The sequence below is a fragment of the Paraburkholderia edwinii genome (genome assembly GCF_019428685.1).
GTDB lineage: Bacteria > Pseudomonadota > Gammaproteobacteria > Burkholderiales > Burkholderiaceae > Paraburkholderia > Paraburkholderia edwinii.
In genome coordinates, this window is record NZ_CP080095.1 from 31,061 (window position 1) to 47,151 (window position 16,091).

Consider the following 16,091-nt stretch of genomic DNA (forward strand, 5'->3'; position numbering starts at 1 on the left):
CGGCGGGCGCGTCGCAGCGACGGTGAGGCAATCCGCCGTCGCGCCCTGCCGCTCACATATTGCGGCGATACTGCCCACCCACCTCGAATAACGCATGCGTGATCTGCCCAAGCGAGCAGACGCGCACCGCATCCATCAGCACCGCAAACACGTTCTGATCGTCGATCACCGCCTGCTGCAAGCGTTCGAGCACGGCGGGCGCCGCATCGCGATGGCGCGCCTGGAATGCGCGCAGCCGTTCAAGCTGGCCTTGCTTCTCGTCTTCGGTCGAGCGCGCGAGTGCGATCGGCGGCGGCGCCTCATGCGGATGCGCGCCAAGAAACGTATTCACGCCGACAATCGGATAGGACCCATCGTGCTTGCGATGCTCGTACAGCATCGACTCGTCCTGAATGCGTCCACGCTGATACCCGGTTTCCATCGCGCCGAGCACACCGCCGCGCTCGGTCAGCCGATCGAATTCAGCAAGCACCGCCGCTTCGACAAGATCGGTCAATTCGTCGATGACGAAGCTGCCCTGGTTCGGATTCTGGCTTTTCGCGAGTCCCCACTCGCGGTTAATGATCAGCTGGATCGCAACCGCGCGCCGCACCGACTCTTCGGTCGGCGTCGTGATCGCTTCGTCGAATGCGTTCGTGTGCAGCGAGTTGCAGTTGTCGTAGATCGCGATTAACGCCTGCAGCGTCGTGCGAATATCGTTGAAGTCGATTTCCTGAGCGTGCAGGCTGCGGCCCGATGTTTGCACATGGTATTTGAGCTTCTGGCTGCGCTCGTTTGCGCCGTAACGCTCGCGCAGCGCGACCGACCAGATGCGGCGCGCAACGCGGCCGAGCACCGTGTATTCGGGGTCCATGCCGTTCGAGAAGAAGAACGACAGATTCGGCGCGAAGTCGTCGATCGACATGCCGCGCGCAAGATACGCTTCGACGTACGTGAAGCCGTTCGCGAGCGTGTACGCAAGCTGCGAGATCGGGTTCGCGCCGGCCTCCGCGATGTGGTAACCGGAAATCGAGACCGAATAGAAGTTACGCACGCCGTGCTCGACGAAATACGCCTGAATGTCGCCCATCACCTTGAGGCTGAATTCGGTCGAGAAAATGCAGGTGTTTTGCCCCTGATCTTCCTTGAGGATGTCGGCCTGTACGGTGCCGCGTGCGTTTTCAAGCGCGGTGCGGCGCGCCACCGCGAGTTCTTCGGCGGACGGCTGCTCGCGGCCCGCCTGCTGCGCTCGCTCGCGGGCGCGTTCGATCTGCTGGTCGATCGCAACATTGAAGAACATCGCGAGAATCGCCGGTGCCGGACCGTTGATCGTCATCGATACGGACGTGTCCGGCGCGCACAGATCGAAGCCGTCATAGAGCGCTTTCATATCGTCGAGCGTGGCAACCGACACGCCCGAATTGCCGACCTTGCCGTAGATGTCCGGGCGCTCGTGCGGCTCTTCGCCGTAGAGCGTGACCGAATCGAACGCGGTCGACAGACGTTTGGCCGGCATGCCCGCCGAAAGCAGCTTGAAGCGGCGGTTCGTGCGGAACGGATCGCCCTCGCCGGCGAACATGCGCGTCGGATCTTCGTTCTCGCGTTTGAACGGAAAGACGCCCGCCGTGTACGGAAAATAGCCGGGCAGGTTTTCGAGCATCAGCCAGCGCAGGATTTCGCCGGGGTCGCTGAACTTCGGCAGCGACACCTTGCGGATCACATTGCCCGACAGCGTTTCGACCGTTAGTGCCGTGCGGATTTCGCGGTCGCGAATCTTCACGACGTGGTCGTCGCCTGAATACGCGGCGACGATTTGCGGCCAGGTGTCGAGCAGGGCTTTTTCGGATTCTCCGAGTTGTGCGGTGCGGGCGGCGATCAGTGCGTCGATTTGTTGCGAAGTAATGGCGGCGGTGTCTGTATCGCGCTTGCGGTTGCCATGGTCATTGCCATTGCTATTGCTATCCCGATCGCTAGCTCGCGATGAAGCCGCATCGGAACCGGCAGCTTCACTCGCGCTTTCTTCCAGCATGCGGCGCGTTTCAATCAGCTGCCAGCGCTCGCGCGCGACGCGCGCCTGCGCTTCGGCACGTGCGCGATAGTCGCGCACCGTCTGCGCGACGTCCGATAGATAACGCACGCGCTCGGGCGGCACGATCGCATGCCGCCCGCTCGAATGACGCACGCCGTCGAGCATCGGCAGCCGCGCGCTGCCGTCACGCAGTCCGCGTGCGCGCAGCGCGCGAGCGACGCGCTGATAGAGCGCGGTCACGCCGTCGTCGTTAAAGCGCGACGCGATCGTGCCGAACACCGGCATACCGGCCGGCGCCGTCGAGAATTCGCCGCGATTGCGCTGCACCTGCTTCGCGACGTCGCGCAACGCATCGGCCGCGCCTTTGCGGTCGAACTTGTTGATCGCGACGAAGTCGGCGAAATCGAGCATGTCGATTTTCTCGAGCTGGCTGGCCGCGCCGAATTCGGGCGTCATCACGTATAGCGATTCGTCGACGTGCGGCACGATCGCGGCGTCGCCCTGGCCGATACCCGATGTCTCGACGATGATCAGATCGAAGCCTGCCACCTTGCATGCGGCAATTGCGTCGGGCAATGCGTCGGAGATTTCGCTCGACGCTTCGCGCGTCGCCATCGAGCGCATGAACACGCGCGAGCCCGCGCCCCAGTCGCCGATCGCATTCATGCGGATGCGGTCGCCGAGCAACGCACCGCCGGATTTGCGGCGCGACGGGTCGATCGCTAGCACAGCGATCGTCAGCGCGTCGTCGTAATCGAGGCGAAAGCGGCGGATCAGTTCGTCGGTCAACGAGGATTTGCCTGCGCCGCCGGTGCCGGTGATGCCGAGCACGGGTGCCTCGTGTGTCGACTGAGTGTGCGGGGCGAGCGGGGCGTGCGGGGCGTGCTGGGCGTGCGCGGTGTGCGCGGCGTGTGATGCGAGCGCAGCGCGCAAGGCTGCGGGATCAGCGGCGGTTTCCAGTTGCGTGATCAGTTGCGCCAGCTTGCGGAAAATGGCGCCGGCACCGTCCGGGGCGGGTGCTGCCGCGCCGCGTTCGTGCCTTAACGGTGCGGCTGCGTCGTTTGCCGGCCCTCGGGCGGGCTCGGCTGCATCGTCTGCGCGTTCTGTCGCGCCAGGCAAACTGTTGGCGCCATCGTGCGCCGGTTTCGACGTGCTGCCAACGCGTCGTGAGCTTTGGGAAGCACCATCGTTTAATGCTGATGCGACATCACGAGCCAGCCGCTCAGCATCTTCACCTTCACCTTCACCTCGTGCCGCGGCCGCGCAACGCGCGATCATATCGTCGATCATGCCCTGCAAACCGAGGCGCTGCCCGTCGTGCGGCGAATAGATGCGCTCGACGCCATAGCGCTCGAGTTCCGCGATCTCCTCCGGCACGATCACACCGCCGCCGCCGCCGAACACCTTGATCCGCTCGCCGCCGCGCGCGCGCAGCAGATCGACGAGGTAGCGGAAATATTCGACGTGACCGCCCTGATAGCTCGACACCGCGATGCCGTCCGCGTCTTCCTGCAACGCGGCGGTCGCGACTTCTTCGACAGAGCGGTTGTGACCGAGATGGATCACCTCGACGCCGCTTGCCTGCAACATGCGGCGGATGATGTTGATCGAAGCGTCGTGGCCGTCGAACAGCGCGGCCGCCGTGACGAAGCGCAGACGCGCGGGCCGCTCGCGCCGCCCGGGCTGCTCGGGCAAACCCGCTCGCTGCGTTGACTGGCTCGCTGGCGCCTCGTCGGAAAGCGCGCCGGCGCCGGCGCGTTGCGGCGTGGAAAGATCAGTCATGTCTCCCCCGGATCGATGGGTGCGTGACGATGCGCGATGCCTGCATTGACGCAGCGCGGCGGCGGTCACGCTTCGCGGGTGCTGGAAGCAGTATATCGAAACGGGTTCGCGCCAACGGCGGCCGCGCTAGCTTGCTGCAAGCGCTCGCACCTGTTCGAGCGTAGGCCACAGCGATTCGTTCGCGAACCGCTCCGCGAGGAAATCGACGAACGAGCGCACTTTCGCCGACACATGGCGCCGGCTCGCATACATCACGTGAATCGGCAGCTCGCGCGGCGGCAGGATGTCGACGAGCAGCGGCACGAGCCGCCCCGCGGCGATATCGTCGCCGACCACTTCGGTGCCGAGCAGCGCGATCGCGGCGCCTTGCAGCACGACCACGCGCAACGCCTCGAGGTGATTCACGATCATGTTGCCGGTAAGTCGCAACGGGGCGATGCCCGCACTTCCCGCGCTCAAGAGATCCTGCGCCGACACGCCCGAATATTCGATGAAGTTGTGCCGCGCGAGATCGGCGAGCGTCTTCGGCACGCCATGCCGCTTCAAATAGTCGGGCGACGCGCACAGCACGATATGCGCGGTGGCCACCTGCCGCGCAATCAGCGACGACGACTTCAACCCCGTCGGCGACGCGCGGATCGCCACATCGAAGCCCTCGTCGATCATTTCGACGACGCGGTCCGACAGCGTGATGTCGACAGTCACCTGCGGATGCAGCGTCGCATAGTCGGCCGTCGCGCTCATCACATGACGCAGACCGAACGCCGACAGCGACGACACGCGCAGCCGTCCCTGCGGCACGACGCTCGCCGCGCCGACCGCCTGCTCCGCCTCGTCGAGTTCGGCCAGCACCTGGCTGAGCCGCTCGTAGTACTCGCGGCCGGCCTCGGTCGGCGCGACACGGCGTGTCGTGCGGTTCAAAAGGCGCGCGCCGAGCTGCTGTTCGAGATGCATCACATGCTTGCTCGCCATCGCCGCCGACATGTCCATCCGTTCCGCGGCGCCGACAAAGCTGCCGATTTCGACCACATAACGGAACACCTTCATGCTGATGAGCGTATCCATAACCAATCGCTCGCGACAGGAATCAATCGTTGAACTCCTGCGGACTTTATCAAAGACTGGTCAGCAAAGTGCCGGCGTCGCGGCAATCGGCGCCGGGCACCGCTCAGAACTTGGTGCGCATGCCGATTCCGAATGTGTCGCCGCTCGACTGGCCGGAGAAATGGTCGTACAGATAGGCCGCGTACACGTCGGTGCGTTTCGATAGCGGATAGTCGTAGCCGATCGCCGCCGTCTGGCGCGTCTGGTCGAGCCCGCCGCTGTCGCGCGAGTACGCATACGACGCCATCACGGTGCCGGGCCCGGCCGGCACCGTGACGCCGCCCTGTGCAGTATTCACGTGCCAGCTGCCGGTCTGCTGGTCGTTCTTCGTGTACATGTACTGGCCGTAGAACTTGACGAACTTGAGGTCGTAGCTGACGCCGAACTGGCCGACGCCCTGGCTCTTCATGCCGGACACGAGCGTGCCGAGGTCGGCTGGGTCATTGTTGAAGTTCACGTACTGGTAGACGCCGGTCGCCGCGAACGGACCGTTGAAGTACAGGAACTGCACGCTGTATTTTTTTGCACTGTTCTGTCCCGCCGTATTGCCGAATGCGTACATCGCGCTGCCCGACAGCCCGTTGAAGCTCGGTGACGAATACTGGATCGCGTTATTCCAGCCCGAATCGCCGACCACGCCCTGGTCCGTCGTATAGGTCGGGAACGTGCCGAGGCCGAGGAACACGTGATAGACCATCGGCGAGAATACGTACGAGTCGATGAACGGATTGAACAGAATGGTCGATACGAAAAGCTGCGTGGTCAGCCGCCCGGCGGTTGCCGTACCCCACGGCGATTCGATGCCCACGTACGAGTTGCGCGCGAAAAACGTATCGCCGTCGAAGCGGCCGTAACGGCCGTTCTGCGCGCGAAAGAAGTCTTCGAGCGTGAAGATCGCCTTGACGCCGCCGCCGAGATCCTCGGAGCCCTTCATGCCCCAGTACGACGTCGACATCCCGCCGCCCGACACCTGCCACGCGCGCTCGCTGCCCGGAAACTTCTGGGCGCCGACCCATTCGTCGACCTGACCATAGAGCTGCACACTCGATTGCGCGTACGCCGCCGAAGCCGCGCCTCCTGCAAGCGTCACCAGCGCCGCCATGGCGCCCGCCTTCAGAACCGTGCGTGACGTACAGCTGATTGCACGGCTGACCGCTGTTTTCATGGGTTCTCCTGTCTTTGTCAATTGGGATGAGGCTGTGCGGCGGGGCGCTCGCCGATCCGTCGTGAGAAGCCGGTGCGGAGGTCGAGCCAATCTGGGCTGGGCCATCTTTGCCGGCCATTTTTCTGGACAAAAACGCGGGGGCTTATTGCGGGTATAGCGGGCGCGATAGTTTGGTTGACTGATCAGTGTGGAAGGCGCGCCTCGGTGGCGGGTGTTGCTTGCGGTGCCGCACGAGGGGGATGTGCCTTATGTGCAGGCAGAGCGGGAAGATCCGAGGCGGGCAAAAGAGGCGCGGACGCGTACGTTATGTCGCGGCGCCGCAGAGAGAGAAAACGCGCGGAGGTCAACCGGATGGGAATCACCGCGCGTTCGGCACGGTGTGGTGCGGTTACATCGATCGGAGGGTTGGCTTGTCGCCAGATGCGCCCAGGGAAGGCGGTCGTGCAACGAGGCCCGGTTGCGCCTGGCGGCGCTCAGTTGCGCTTAGTTCCGGTAGGGCGACGGACCGGGCGGCCGGCTCCCTTCACCTGGCGGATGAGCGATCTGACGCGACACGCGTTCTTCGTTGTAGCGCGCGACGTCGTCGCGAATCGAGCCCGTGTGCATCGCCTGGCTGTTCGACGGCGGACGCGGCGCGCCGCGCGTTTCAGTGCTGACCGGCGTGATCGCACCCGCGTATTGAACGCCGGCATATTGCGCGGCCGGCTGTATGTGAGCGCGGACTTCGTAAGGATTGTCGAACCTGTCGAAGGCGGCAGGAACGCGTGGCGCCGCGGCGATCGTTGCGCTGTCGGCGCGATACGATGCGTCCGCTTCAGGGTGTGCAGCGTGACGCGGCGCGTGTGTCGGGCTTGCATGGGCGAGCGAAACCGCGGCCGCAACCAACGCGCCCGAAAGCCAGTATTTCGCCCGAGAAAACCCTGCGCTCACGATCATTTACCTGCTGAATGGAACGCTGCAAAAGCCGCTTTCCGCTTATTCGGAAAAACGGGCGTCCCAATGGCCTTTCAGCAGTAATTTATGGGGGCCTCCTGGTACTGTCGAGCCAAAAAGTGTTATGCCCTGAGCAGGGTTGTAACACCATGTTACGGCTTCATTTTTCCGATTAATGCATTGTCTCAAACGCACGTCAGACAAGGCTGACAGAGATTTTCTACGACGGCTAATAGGGGCGGAAAAGAGCGTTCGCAAGCGTCGGAAACAGGCCACATTGGCGGACCATGAATTGGACCCGCGCCAGTCGTTCGCCAATACTCAAACAGAGCATTTTCTCGAATATGCGCCTGGCGCCGGCTCATTACCGGCCGGCGCGTCGACCCGAATGTCTTAACGGTAGCCGCCACCTTTCATGCGCCTAACGCATCAATCAATTCGTCAAATGAATTTGCCTATTTAATCCAAATGCATGGAAAATAAGCGTTTTCCCTAATGCCGTGCGTTTTCCTCGCATCGAGATTCCCAAGATGGCCCGCCCGAAACTGCTTCCGGACAACTTCACACTGTGCCTCGTCGGCACAGTGATTCTCGCCAGCCTGCTGCCCGTTCACGGGCAGCCCGCGGTGGCGTTCAACTGGGTCACGGACGTCGCCATCGGCCTGCTGTTCTTTCTGCACGGCGCCAAGCTGTCGCGCGAGGCGATCGTCGCCGGCGCGACGCACTGGCGCCTGCACGCGGTCGTGCTGCTAAGCACGTTCGCGCTGTTTCCGCTGCTCGGCCTCGCGCTCAAACCGCTTCTTGCGCCGATCGTCACGCCAGCGCTCTATATCGGCATCCTCTTCCTTTGCACGCTGCCGTCGACGGTTCAGTCGTCGATCGCCTTCACGTCGATAGCCAAGGGGAATGTCCCAGCCGCCGTGTGCAGCGCGTCCGCTTCGAGCCTGCTCGGCATTTTCGTCACGCCCGCGCTCGTGAGCGTCATCGTCGCGAGCCAGACAGCCGGCGGCGTTTCGCCGTGGCATACCGTGTGGAACATCGTGCTGCAGCTGCTCGTGCCGTTCGTCGCCGGCCAGTTGCTGCGCCCGATGATCGGCAGCTGGATCGACCGCAACCGCGGCGTGCTCAAGTACGTCGACCAGGGCTCGATCCTGCTCGTGGTCTACGCCGCGTTTAGCGAAGCGGTAACCGAAGGCCTGTGGCACCAGATTCCGCTTTCGGCGCTTGGCGGGCTGCTGGTCGCGTGTGCGGTGCTGCTCGCGCTCGCGCTTGCGCTCACGATGCTGATCAGCAAGCGGCTCGGCTTTAACCGCGCCGACCAGATTACGATCATCTTCTGCGGTTCGAAGAAGAGCCTCGCCGCCGGCGTGCCGATGGCGAAGGTGATCTTCGCGACTCATGCGGTCGGCGCTGCCGTGCTGCCGCTCATGCTGTTCCACCAGATCCAGCTGATGACCTGCGCGGCGCTCGCCCAACGCTGGGGGGCGCGCGAAACGAACGCCCAGAAGCGCGCCGGAAAGCAGGACGCAGCGGCTGCCGTCCGCGGCGGGGTGGGTCCTCGACCGTGATAACACCTTCATTCACTCTCTCCCTGAGACTGTGTTCGAAAGCCGCGTAATTTCGAAAGCTGCGCAGTGCGGCTTTCAAGGCGGCTTTTGTTTTTCGTGCCGTCGTTACTTCACGTGTTGTTGCGACGCTATTTGACCGCGCGCACCCGTTCGCCGTCAGCCTGGCCGGATGGGATAGGCAAAACGCACAGGACCGTTCGCGCAAGACGAACGCTGCGTTTATGCGAAATTCATTAAAAGTTCATTCAAGTCTTCAGCCGCGCCGCCGATATGCCGAACGTCCCCTGTACGGCTGTCCGTCATGTCATTTCGCTCGTCCGCCCGGTCCAGCGCTTCCCGCATTGCAGATCTGATTGCCCAGCGCAGCTTGTCCGCCGTGTTTCAGCCAATCGTCGATTTCGACGGCGGCGCGATTCTGGGTTATGAGGGACTGATACGCGGGCCGGCCGGTTCGGATCTCGAGACACCGTCCGCGCTCTTCTCGCAGGCGGCCGCCGAAGACGCGGTGATTCCGCTCGAACACGCCGCCGCGCACACCTGCATCGAAGCGTTCGCGCGGCTTCACTACGACGGCAAACTGTTCCTGAACTTCAGCGCGGGCGCGATCCGCCAGCTCGCCGACGCGCGCGACGAGACGTTCGCGCTCTTGCGGCGGCTCGGCGTCGACGCGAGCCGCATCGTCATCGAGCTGACCGAGCAGAGCGCGATTCCCGACGTCAACAATGTGCTGCCCGCGATCGCGACGCTGCGCACCGCCGGCGCGCAATTCGCGCTCGACGATTACGGCACCGCGAATGCAAGCATGAATCTGTGGGTGCGGTTACGGCCCGACCTCGTGAAGATCGACCGCTTCTTCATTCACGACATCGCGAGCGATCCGCTGAAATTCGAAGCGGTGAAGGCGATGCAGTACTTCGCGAATGCGAGCGGCGCGACGCTTGTCGCCGAAGGCATCGAGAACGAAGCGGATCTGATCGTCGTGCGCGATATGGGGATCGGCTGCGGGCAGGGCTATTTCTTCGGCAAGCCGCATGCGCGCCCGCCGCGCAAAGTCGCCGACGACGCGCGGCAAGCCATTCGCGCGGGTCATATCGCCGTGTTCCCGGAGGCGACGCGCACGCTTGCGGCGTCGCCGTCGGGCGGCATGGCGTCGGCCAAGATGATGGTGCCGGCGCCCGCGTTGCCGCGCCATGCGACCAACAATGACGTGCTCGAGCTCTTCAACCGGCTGCCGCATCTGCATGCGGTCGCGGTGGTCGAGCGCGACGTGCCGGTCGCGCTGATCAACCGGCGCGCGTTTATGGATCGCTACGCGCTGCCGTATCACCGCGAGCTATTCGGCAAGCGGCCATGCCTGCTGTTTGCGAATGCGTCGCCAGTCATCATCGAGCAATCGATGACGGTCGAGCAGATGGCGAAACTGCTTGCCAGCGACGACCAGCGCTATCTCGCCGACGGCTTCGTGATTACCGACAACGGCAAATACGCGGGCCTCGGCACCGGCGAAAACCTCGTGCGCGCGGTGACCGAGGTGCGCATCGAAGCGGCGCGTTACGCGAATCCGCTCACGTTCCTGCCCGGCAATATCCCGATCAGTTCGCACATCGCGCGGCTGCTCAGCAACGGCGCCGGCTTCTACGCGTGCTATGTGGACCTGAATCACTTCAAGCCCTTCAACGACCAGTACGGCTACTGGCAAGGCGACGAAGTGCTGAAGTTCGCGGCGGCGGTGCTTGCGGACGTCTGCGACCCGACGCGCGATTTTCTCGGTCACGTCGGCGGCGACGATTTCCTGATCCTGTTTCAGAGCGACGATTGCATCGAGCGCGCACAGCGCGCGATTCATGCGTTCAACGAAGGCGCGCAGCGCTTTTACGCGCCCGACGACCGTCTCGCGGGCGGCATCCACGGCGAGGACCGGCGCGGCAATCCGACCTTCTTCGGCTTCGTCACGATGGCGATCGGCTGCGTGCATGTGCGGCCGGACGGCACACCTGCGCCGCGTACGAGTGAGGACATCGCATCGGTGGCGGCGCTCGCGAAACGCCGCGCGAAACATGAGTCGTCCGGCCTCGTGCTGATCGACGCGAGCGAAAGCGAGACGCTGATGCACAGCCGCGCCGAAGCGTCACACGCGACGTTGGACTGAGCGCCGCTCAAGGCTTCAGCATTCAGGCCGGATTCACGCTTTACTACCGCGCGAACGCTGGCTTCCTTCCGCGCCACATCTCCAAACCCGATCGACATCTCGACGCCGCGTGCTTCCTCCGAATGGAAGAAGCGCGCGGTTCGCGCACGCGCCCCTGACCCGGGCAGCGGCTTCAGTCCGTAACCGTTTTCACCTGAACAGGTCTTGGCAAGTTAGCTGTTTAGCATTTTTACTAAACACGCACTTACCATTCAAACCCTTCTTATACGGGTATTTACGCGTGTCCGAGCCGTCATCCTGAGGGTTTTTGAGGAACGTTTTACTATACAATCGCCCAACTCGAATCCTGCCGTGTCGCGCGCGTCGCGTCCGGCCTTCAACCATCGATGGCAACTACGATTCGCGACGTCGCCCGCGAGGCAAGCGTGTCGATCGGCACCGTCTCGCGCGCGCTGAAAAACCAGCCGGGCCTGTCCGACGCGACGCGCATCCGTGTCGTCGAAGCGGCGCGCCGGCTCGGCTATGACGCCGCACAATTGCGCCCGCGGATCCGCCGGCTGACGTTCCTGCTGCATCGCCAGCACAACAATTTCGCGGCAAGCCCGTTCTTCTCGCACGTGCTGCACGGCGTCGAAGACGCGTGCCGCGAGCGCGGCATCGTGCCGTCCGTGCTGACCGCCGGCCCGACCGAAGACGTCGCGCAGCAAATGCGTCTGCATGCGCCCGACGCGATCGCGGTGGCCGGCTTCGTCGAGCCCGAAACGCTCGCCACCCTGGCCGCAATGCAGCGCCCGCTCGTGCTGATCGACCTGTGGGCGCCGGGCCTGCGCTCGGTGAACCTCGACAATGCAACGGGCGCCGCGCTCGCCATGCGCCATCTGTTCGCGCAGAAACGCACGCGCGTCGCGTTTATCGGTGGGTCGCTCGCGCACTACAGCATCGCGCAGCGCGCGCTCGGCTACCGTCGCGCGTTTTTCGAAGCGGGGCTGCTGTTCGATCCGTCGCTCGAAGTGACAATCGACGCGGGGCTCGACCCGGCTGCGGGCGCAGCGCTGGCGATGCAGCGCCTGCTCGACACGCCCGGCCCGAAACCCGAAGCGGTCTTTGCCTATAACGACGCCGCGGCGCTCGCCGCGCTACGCGCGTGCATCGCACGCGGCCTGCGCGTGCCCGACGACATCGCGATCATCGGTTTCGACGATATCCCCGCAGCCGCACATGCCACACCTCCGCTGTCGACGATCGCCGTCGACAAGGAAGCGCTCGGCCGGCGCGGCATCGAGCTGCTGCTCGAAGACGCCCCGGCCGAGCTCGAAGTACTCCTGCCCGTCAATCTGGTTGTCCGCGCCAGTACCTCGGTGAATCCGTCATGACTCAATCCGACACGCCTGTTTCCGACCCGATGATGACCGAGGCCAACGTGCCGCCGGTCAAGAGCTACCGCGACCGCGAGTTTCTGCTCGCGCATATCCAGCACACGCTCGCGTTTTACGCGCCCAACGTGCTCGATCCGAGCGGCGGCTTTTTCCATTTCCTGCGCGACGACGGCTCGATCTACGACCGCACGACGCGCCACCTCGTCAGCAGCTGCCGCTATGTGTTCAATTACGCGATGGCGTACCGGCAGTTCGGCGATCCGCAGCATCTCGAATACGCGCGGCACGGCCTGAAGTTCCTGCGCGACGCGCATTGGGACGCGCACAACGAAGGCTACGACTGGGAGCTCGAGTGGCGCGACGGCCACAAGCGCACGCTCGACGGCACGCGCCACTGCTACGGCCTCGCGTTCGTGCTGCTCGCGTACGCGCATGCGTACATGGCCGGCATCGAGGAAGCGAAGCCGATGATCGCCGCGACCTTCGATCTGATGGAGCACCGCTTCTGGGATGCCGCCGCCGGCCTCTACGCCGACGAAGCGACACCCGACTGGCACGTGAGCACCTATCGCGGCCAGAACGCGAACATGCACACGACCGAAGCGCTGCTCGCCGCCTATGAAGCGACGGGCCACCTCGTCTATCTGGACCGCGCGGAACGCGTCGCGACCAACATGACGATTCGTCAGGCGAAGCTGTCGCAAAGTCTCGTGTGGGAGCACTATCACGCGGACTGGTCGGTCGACTGGCACTACAACGAGGAAGACAGCTCGAACATCTTCCGGCCGTGGGGCTTCCAGCCCGGTCATCAGACCGAGTGGGCCAAGCTCCTGCTGATTCTCGAGCGCCACCGTCCGCTGCCGTGGCTGCTGCCGCGCGCCATCGAACTGTTCGACGCGGCGATGACCTACGCGTGGGACAACGACCACGGCGGCCTCTACTACGGCTTCGGCCCGGACCGCACGATCTGCGATCACGACAAGTACTTCTGGGTGCAGGCCGAGACGTTCGCGGCCGCGGCACTGCTCGGCAAGCGCACCGGCAACGAGCGCTTCTGGGACTGGTACGACGAACTGTGGCGCTACAGTTGGGCGTATTTCGTCGATCACCGCTACGGCGCGTGGTACCGCATCCTGACCTGCGACAACCGCAAGTACAGCGATGAAAAGAGCCCCGCCGGCAAGACCGACTATCACACGATGGGCGCCTGCTACGAAGTGCTGATGCACGCGTTGCAGGACCCCGCAACACAGGTGGAAACCGCGGATGAGACCGCCGCGCAAGCCGCCCAACCCCTGAATCGAACCGCACGGTGAGCACCATGACCGCGAGCACTGCATTACCCGTCTTTATCTCGGCCGGCGACATCCTGACCGACCTCGTGCGCAACGGCGACTCGCACTGGCTGTCGCACCCGGGCGGCGCCGGCTGGAACGTCGCGCGCGCGGTCGCGCGCCTCGGCCTGCCGACCGCGTGCGCCGGCTCGCTCGGCACCGACTGCTTCTCCGACGACCTGTGGAACGCGAGCGTCGCCGCCGGCCTCGACATGCGCTTCATGCAGCGGGTCGAGCATCCGCCGCTGCTGGCGATCGTCCATCAGACGCATCCGCCCGCGTACTTCTTCATGGGCGAGAACAGCGCGGATCTCGCGTTCGATCCCGCGCTGCTGCCCGAGGGTTGGGAATCGCAGGTGAAGTGGGCGCACTTCGGCTGCATCAGCCTCGTGCGGCAGCCGCTCGGCACGACGCTCGTCAATCTCGCGGCGCAACTGCGCGAGCGCGGCGTGAAGATCAGCTTCGACCCGAATTACCGGAACCTGATGGAGCACGGCTACGAGCCGACGCTGCGCAAGATGGCCGCGCTCGCGCATCTGATCAAGGTTTCCGACGAAGACCTGCGCCTGCTGTTCAAAACCAGCGAAGCGAACGCGCTCGACCAGTTGCGCTCGATGAATCCGGACGCGATCGTGCTCGTCACGCGCGGCGCGGACAAGGCGACGCTGATCGACGGCGGCCTGATCGTCGAAGCATCGCCGCCGCGCGTCGAAGTGGCCGACACGGTCGGCGCCGGCGATGCGTCGATCGGCGGCCTGCTGTTCAGCCTGATGAGCGCGCCGCAACGCAAGTGGAACGAACACCTCGCGTTCTCGCTTGCCGCGGGAGCGGCCGCGTGCCGCCACTCGGGCGCGCATTCGCCGACGCTCGACGAAGTGGTGTCGCTGCTCAACGACTGACGCCGCAAGCGGCAAGCAGCAAGCCGCAAGCCAGGAAGCGCGGCGAGCGAACCTGCGTCCGCGGCATGTTCGCCGCCGCCCTGAAAGCGTCGGGATGCCGTGCTACGATGGAATCTCCTTCCTGAAGGAGATGCATCATGGAGGACGTCACCTACACGAAAGGGATCTACACGGCCACGGCATCGGTGCGGCCGGTAGACGGTGGACGCTATCAGGGCGTCGTCGCCCTCGAGCGCGACGAAGGCGACGAGACCGAGAACACGGTCTACGAAGTCGGGAGCGTCTCAGCCAGTTCCGAAGAAGCGCTTGAAGAAGCCAAGGCGCTTGCCCACCGGATCCTCGGCGAACTCGAACTCTAGCGGGCGAGCACGGCACGCGCGCTGCTATGAGTCGCTCGCGTGCCGCGTCCCGTTCCGCTTATCACCAGGCGGAGACGAACATGGCTGAACCGCTCTTCCTTTACGGCGTGTATTCGATTCACGTCCGTCCGCTCGCACTGCAAGGCGCGCGATGGGATGCCGAGTACGAGATCCGGCACAACGAGCACGCGGTGCAGCGCTGGACGACCGTCGGTGGCGACGCCGGCTACGCGACCGAAGCCGAGGCGGTCGAATCCGCGCGGCGCCAGGCGGTGGCCGATATCGACCATGGCGCCGGCATTCCGAAGCCGCGTGCGTTTCCTTAAGTTTCCTCAAGACGCCGCGACAGAAATCGACCTGACGCCCTTATGCGGCGTGCTACGCTTTGCGCGTTTTCAACCACCGTGAGAACGCGATGTCGTCGAGCGGCACGCCGAATCAGAACACCAGAACGAAGCCTTCCCGGCACCGCAGCGGCCGTCTGACCGAGCGAACGGTGCGGGTGCGCGCGCATACGATCGTCACGCAAGGCTTGCCGCTGAGCGGCTGGCGGGATTTCTATCACCGCGCGCTGACGATGAACTGGCCCACGTTCTTCGCCTCGCTCGCGGGGTTGTTTCTGGTGCTCAACACCGCGTTCGCGTCGCTCTACATGCTCGGCCAGGCATCGATCGCGAATCAGTCTCCGCCGGGCTTCACGGGCGCGTTCTTCTTCAGCGTCGAAACGCTCGCCACGGTCGGCTACGGTGACATGCATCCGCGGACGGTCTACGCGCACCTCGTCGCGACGCTCGAAATTTTCGTCGGCATGTCGGGCGTTGCGCTGGCCACCGGACTCGTGTTCGCACGCTTTTCGCGGCCGCGCGCGCACATCATGTTCGCGCGCCTCGCGGTCGTGCATCCGGTCGATGGCCGCGCGACGCTGATGGTGCGCGCGGCCAACGCCCGGCAGAACGTGATTGCCGAAGCGCGCGCCCGCCTGCGGCTGATGCGCATCGAAACGACGTCCGAGGGTTATCGCATTCGGCGGATTCGCGATCTTGAACTCGTGCGCGACCAGCATCCGCTGTTCATGTTCGGCTGGAACCTCATGCACGTAATCGACGAAAGAAGTCCGCTCTTCGGTGAAACTGCCGAGTCGCTCGCGAAACAGGAGGCCCAGGTGCTGGCCACGATAGAAGGTTCCGACGAGAACACCGCGCAGACCATGCAGGCACGCTATGCGTGGCCGTGCAGCGATATCTGCTGGCAGCACCGCTATGTCGATGTGATACGCGAAGAGAACGGCATCAGTCACGTGGACTACACGTGCTTTCACGACGTGCAGCCGTTCGAGCCGCTCGCGGCTACCGAGGCGATCCGGTCGGAGCAGGCGTAACCGGCGTGGTGGTTTCGAGCCGCAAGCGCGCTCAGC

The 16,091-nt window shown here is 64.3% G+C and carries 12 protein-coding genes; 8 read left to right on the forward strand and 4 right to left on the reverse strand.

What is annotated here, in order from left to right:
• Positions 1-52: 52 nt before the first annotated feature.
• The 4 genes from KZJ38_RS00155 to KZJ38_RS00170 all read right to left on the reverse strand — a co-directional run bounded on the left by KZJ38_RS00155 (position 53) and on the right by KZJ38_RS00170 (position 6,995).
• The gene (locus KZJ38_RS00155; RefSeq protein ID WP_219798236.1) at positions 53-3,790 is read right to left on the reverse strand and encodes a methylmalonyl-CoA mutase family protein; all 3,738 of its coding nucleotides are present in this window, start codon (positions 3,788-3,790) and stop codon (positions 53-55) included.
• Between the two features lie 126 nt (positions 3,791-3,916).
• Positions 3,917-4,855, reverse strand: a complete 939-nt coding sequence (locus KZJ38_RS00160; RefSeq protein ID WP_219798237.1) for a LysR family transcriptional regulator — start codon at positions 4,853-4,855, stop codon at positions 3,917-3,919.
• A 103-nt stretch (positions 4,856-4,958) separates the two neighbouring features.
• On the reverse strand, positions 4,959-6,059 hold the full coding sequence (locus tag KZJ38_RS00165; protein WP_219798238.1) for a porin: 1,101 nt from the start codon (positions 6,057-6,059) through the stop codon (positions 4,959-4,961).
• A 483-nt stretch (positions 6,060-6,542) separates the two neighbouring features.
• The gene (locus tag KZJ38_RS00170) at positions 6,543-6,995 is read right to left on the reverse strand and encodes a hypothetical protein (protein WP_425518272.1); all 453 of its coding nucleotides are present in this window, start codon (positions 6,993-6,995) and stop codon (positions 6,543-6,545) included.
• 527 nt (positions 6,996-7,522) lie between these two features.
• Between KZJ38_RS00170 and KZJ38_RS00175 the strand changes: the two genes are divergently transcribed.
• The 8 genes from KZJ38_RS00175 (at position 7,523) to KZJ38_RS00210 (ending at position 16,055) form a co-directional block, all read left to right on the forward strand.
• The gene (locus KZJ38_RS00175; protein ID WP_219798240.1) at positions 7,523-8,560 is read left to right on the forward strand and encodes a bile acid:sodium symporter family protein; all 1,038 of its coding nucleotides are present in this window, start codon (positions 7,523-7,525) and stop codon (positions 8,558-8,560) included.
• Positions 8,561-8,861: 301 nt separating this feature from the next.
• Positions 8,862-10,709, forward strand: a complete 1,848-nt coding sequence (locus KZJ38_RS00180; protein WP_219798241.1) for a GGDEF domain-containing protein — start codon at positions 8,862-8,864, stop codon at positions 10,707-10,709.
• A 386-nt stretch (positions 10,710-11,095) separates the two neighbouring features.
• A complete protein-coding gene (locus KZJ38_RS00185; RefSeq protein WP_219798242.1) occupies positions 11,096-12,082 on the forward strand; it encodes a LacI family DNA-binding transcriptional regulator in 987 nt (328 codons plus the stop codon).
• Positions 12,079-13,401: an AGE family epimerase/isomerase gene (locus tag KZJ38_RS00190; protein ID WP_219798243.1), complete on the forward strand. Its 1,323-nt coding sequence runs from the start codon at positions 12,079-12,081 to the stop codon at positions 13,399-13,401. Before KZJ38_RS00185 ends, KZJ38_RS00190 begins: the two co-directional genes overlap by 4 nt.
• 5 nt (positions 13,402-13,406) lie before the next feature.
• On the forward strand, positions 13,407-14,318 hold the full coding sequence (locus KZJ38_RS00195; RefSeq protein ID WP_219798244.1) for a carbohydrate kinase family protein: 912 nt from the start codon (positions 13,407-13,409) through the stop codon (positions 14,316-14,318).
• A 137-nt stretch (positions 14,319-14,455) separates the two neighbouring features.
• Positions 14,456-14,677: a hypothetical protein gene (locus tag KZJ38_RS00200; protein ID WP_219798245.1), complete on the forward strand. Its 222-nt coding sequence runs from the start codon at positions 14,456-14,458 to the stop codon at positions 14,675-14,677.
• An 80-nt stretch (positions 14,678-14,757) separates the two neighbouring features.
• Positions 14,758-15,003: a hypothetical protein gene (locus KZJ38_RS00205; protein ID WP_219798246.1), complete on the forward strand. Its 246-nt coding sequence runs from the start codon at positions 14,758-14,760 to the stop codon at positions 15,001-15,003.
• 251 nt (positions 15,004-15,254) lie between these two features.
• The gene (locus tag KZJ38_RS00210) at positions 15,255-16,055 is read left to right on the forward strand and encodes an ion channel (RefSeq protein ID WP_425518378.1); all 801 of its coding nucleotides are present in this window, start codon (positions 15,255-15,257) and stop codon (positions 16,053-16,055) included.
• Positions 16,056-16,091 lie beyond the last annotated feature (36 nt).

Bases quoted from the DNA above. Each gene is read 5' to 3' on its own strand.
- KZJ38_RS00155 (WP_219798236.1), bottom strand. From the start codon at position 3,790: ATGACTGATCTTTCCACGCCGCAACGCGCCGGCGCCGGCGCGCTTTCC.
- KZJ38_RS00160 (WP_219798237.1), bottom strand. From the start codon at position 4,855: ATGGATACGCTCATCAGCATGAAGGTGTTCCGTTATGTGGTCGAAATC.
- KZJ38_RS00165 (WP_219798238.1), bottom strand. From the start codon at position 6,059: ATGAAAACAGCGGTCAGCCGTGCAATCAGCTGTACGTCACGCACGGTT.
- KZJ38_RS00170 (WP_425518272.1), bottom strand. From the start codon at position 6,995: ATGATCGTGAGCGCAGGGTTTTCTCGGGCGAAATACTGGCTTTCGGGC.
- KZJ38_RS00175 (WP_219798240.1), top strand. From the start codon at position 7,523: ATGGCCCGCCCGAAACTGCTTCCGGACAACTTCACACTGTGCCTCGTC.
- KZJ38_RS00180 (WP_219798241.1), top strand. From the start codon at position 8,862: ATGTCATTTCGCTCGTCCGCCCGGTCCAGCGCTTCCCGCATTGCAGAT.
- KZJ38_RS00185 (WP_219798242.1), top strand. From the start codon at position 11,096: ATGGCAACTACGATTCGCGACGTCGCCCGCGAGGCAAGCGTGTCGATC.
- KZJ38_RS00190 (WP_219798243.1), top strand. From the start codon at position 12,079: ATGACTCAATCCGACACGCCTGTTTCCGACCCGATGATGACCGAGGCC.
- KZJ38_RS00195 (WP_219798244.1), top strand. From the start codon at position 13,407: ATGACCGCGAGCACTGCATTACCCGTCTTTATCTCGGCCGGCGACATC.
- KZJ38_RS00200 (WP_219798245.1), top strand. From the start codon at position 14,456: ATGGAGGACGTCACCTACACGAAAGGGATCTACACGGCCACGGCATCG.
- KZJ38_RS00205 (WP_219798246.1), top strand. From the start codon at position 14,758: ATGGCTGAACCGCTCTTCCTTTACGGCGTGTATTCGATTCACGTCCGT.
- KZJ38_RS00210 (WP_425518378.1), top strand. From the start codon at position 15,255: ATGAACTGGCCCACGTTCTTCGCCTCGCTCGCGGGGTTGTTTCTGGTG.